Source organism: Streptosporangium sp. NPDC023615, from assembly GCF_040640155.1.
In the GTDB taxonomy this organism is placed as follows: domain Bacteria; phylum Actinomycetota; class Actinomycetes; order Streptosporangiales; family Streptosporangiaceae; genus Streptosporangium.
In genome coordinates this window covers 1-3,281 of sequence record NZ_JBFABE010000149.1, presented here as the reverse complement: position 1 = coordinate 3,281, position 3,281 = coordinate 1, and the positions used below count along the sequence as shown (strand labels likewise).

Annotated in this window: 2 protein-coding genes; both read right to left on the bottom strand. The window is 74.2% G+C overall.

What is annotated here, in order from left to right:
* A partial coding sequence (locus AB0G16_RS38525; protein ID WP_362815940.1) for an amino acid adenylation domain-containing protein occupies positions 1–2,781 on the bottom strand: 2,781 nt, incomplete at its 3' end.
* Positions 2,778–3,281: hypothetical protein (locus tag AB0G16_RS38520; protein WP_362815938.1), on the bottom strand; the 504-nt coding region annotated here is incomplete at its 5' end. The genes AB0G16_RS38525 and AB0G16_RS38520, both read right to left, overlap by 4 nt.

The following is a 3,281-nucleotide window of genomic DNA, read 5'->3' as shown; positions in this document are numbered from 1 at the left end:
CACCACATACGCCACCAACCGCCGATCCCCCACCCGATCCTCACGCACCACCACCGCCACCCGCCCCACCCCCGCACACCCCCCCACCACCGCCTCCACCTCACCCAACTCCACCCGAAAACCCCGCACCTTCACCTGCTCATCCACCCGACCCACGAACTCCAACACCCCACCACCACACCCACCCACACCCCCACCCACACGCCACCGCACCACATCCCCCGACCGATACATCCGCCCACCCACCACCCCGAACGGACACGCCACAAACCGCTCCGCCGTCAACCCCACCCGCCCCAGATACCCCCGCGCCAGGCCGGGGCCGGCGAGGTAGAGCTCCCCGTCCGTGCCGGCCGGCACCGGGCGCAACCACCGGTCCAGCACGTACGCGCGCGTCCCGCGGATCGGCCCGCCGATCGGCGGGGTCCCGCCCGGGGTCAGGGGGTCGCTCAGGGTGGCGGCGACGGTGGTCTCGGTGGGGCCGTACGCGTTGATCATCAGGCGTCCGGGGGCCCAGGCGTCCACCAGGTTCGGCCCGCAGGCGTCGCCGCCGACGATCAGGGTCCGCAGGTCGGGGAGAGGCACCTCGGGCACGCCGGCCAGGGCGGCGGGCGGGATCAGGGCATGGGTGACGCGCGACTCCCGCAGGGCGTCGGCCAGCGCCTGTCCGCCGTACGCGCCCGGGGGCGGGGTGACGAGGGCGGCTCCGACGGCGAACGCCATGAGCATCTCCATGACGGACGCGTCGAAGCTCGGCGAGGCGAAGTACAGGACGCGGGCGTCCGGGGTGAGCTCGAACCGCTCGGCCTGCGAGCGGGCGAGGCCGGCGATGCCCGCGTGGGTGACCACCACGCCCTTGGGCCGTCCGGTCGACCCCGAGGTGTAGATGACGTACGCCGGATGACCGGACGGCACCTGGAGTTCCAGGTCCGTGTCCTCGTACCGCGACACGTCCGCCCGGGACAGCCAGTCCGCGTCCACCACCAGCACCGGGCGGGCGTCGGCGAGCATGTACGCGATCCGCTCGGGCGGGTGACCGGGGTCGACCGGCATGTACGCGCCCCCCGCCTTGAGCACCGCCAGCACCGCGACGAGCAGGTCCACGGATCGGCGCATCCGGAGCGCCACCACCGTCTCCGGGCCCACCCCGTGCTCGGTGGCCATCAGCCGGGCCAGCCGGTTGGCCCGCGCGTTGAGCTCGGCGTAGGTGAAGGTCTCACCGCGGTGCACCAGCGCGACGGCACCGGGGTCGCGGGCGGCGACGACCTCGACCATCTCCGCCGGCGTGCGGCCCGGCACCGCGGCATCGGGGTCCTCGCCGGTCGTCGCCGGGTCACCGCCCTCTCTCCGCTCCTGTCCGGCGCCGGCGGGGTCACCGCTCCCCGCCCGCTCCCGTCCGGCGACGGTGAGGTCACCGTGCCCGCTCCACTCCTCGACGATCCGGCGGTACTCGGCGGCGTCCAGGAGACCGATCCGGCCGACGGGCGTGTCCGGGGCGGTGACGAGCGTGTCCAGCAGCGTCCTCAGGCGGTTGAGCAGCCGCCGCGCCTCGGCGGCGGTGAACAGGTCGGCCCGGTGGTCCAGGCGAAGGGTGAGGCGGTCGCCGGGGACGGCGGCGAGGGCCAGCGGGTAGTGGTGGGCGTCGGTCGAGCCGAACCCGGTGAGCCGGACGTCGCCCAGGGCGGTACCGGCGGCCGACGGGTCGAACGGGTAGTTCTCCAGCACGGTGACGGTGTCGAACAGGGTGCCGCGACGCAGCTCGGTCAGTCCCAGGTGGTGGTGGGGCAGCAGCTCCGCCTGCTCGTCCTGGAGGCGCTCCAGCATCTCCCCGAAGGGTTCGCCGGGACGGAGCCGCACCCGGACGGGAACCGTGTTGATGAACAGGCCGATCATGCGCTCCACGCCGGGCAGCTCGGGCGGGCGGCCGGACACGACGGCGCCGAAGACGACGTCGTCCCGGCCGGTCAGCTCGGCCAGCAGCAGTCCCCACGTTCCCTGCAGGACGGTGTTGACGGTGACGCCCCGGCGCCGGGCCAGCCGGGTCAGCGCGGTGGTCAGGCCGGCGTCCAGCTCGGCGACGACCTTCGCGCGCACGGCCCGGCCGCCCGTGCCGGACCTGACCCCGGCGCTCCCGCCGGTCCCGCCGGTGTCGGCCGCGGTGCCCGTACCGGGCGTGGCGTCGGCGCTCCCGCCGGGCGCGACCAGCGTGGGCTCGTCGAGCCCGTCGAGCGCGCGGTCCCAGGCCCGCGCGGCGGCGGAGCGGTCCTGGCGGGTCAGCCAGGCCAGGTAGTTCCTGTACGGCGGCGCGGGCGGCGCCTGCACCCCCAGGTAGAGCGCGAACAACTCGGTGACGAGAAGCGGGGTGGACCATCCGTCCAGCAGGATGTGATGGTTGGTGATGATCAGCCGGTGCCTGCCCGGCTCCGGCCGTACCAGAACGAAGCGGATCAGCGGCGGTACGGCGAGGTCGAACGGGCGGGCCCGCTCCTCGGCGGCCACGGTGGCGGGGTCGGCGTCGGCGACCTCGCGCCAGGACGGCTCGACGGCGACGGGGATCACCTGGACGGGCTTGTCGAGATCCTCGTGCCAGAAGGCGGCGCGCAGGTTGGGATGGCGCTCCAGCAGCCGGGCGGCGGCGGCGCGGAGCGCGGGGACGTCCAGCGGGCCGTCCAGGTCGAGGGTGACCTGCGCGGTGTAGGGGTCGTGCTCGTCGTGCAGGGCGTGGAAGAACAGGCCCTGCTGGAGAGGCGAGAGCGGGAGGATGTCCTGTACCTGCGTCAACGCTTCTCCCACGCGGATCGGATGCGGTCGATCTCCTCCTGGTCCAGGTCGACCAGGAGGTCGCTCGGCGTGTGGCCTCCCGAGCCGTGCCGGGCCAGCCCGTCCAGCGCCTCGAACCAGGTCCCGGCCAGCTCGGCGACCTGTTCCTCGTCGAGCACCCCGGCGGGCCAGGACCAGGCGGCCTCCAGGTGCGGGCCGTCCGGCCGGTCGTGGGTGGTCACGTTGACCTCCAGGACGTGGGCGACCGGCATCCCGGGGTCGTGGCCGTCGATCCCGGCGGGGACGAGGTTCCAGTCACCACCGGTGTCCGGGACCCGGCCGAGATGGTTGAAGACGATCTGCGGCCGGGGCAGTTCGGCCAGTTTGCGCGCGGTGTCCGGTACGAGGTGGCGGAGCATTCCGTAGCTCAGCGGATCGGGCACTGCCCTGAGCTGCTCCTTGACCTGCTTGATGGCCCGCGCGGCGGTCGGGCCGGACAGGTCGGACCAGTCGGCCGGGCC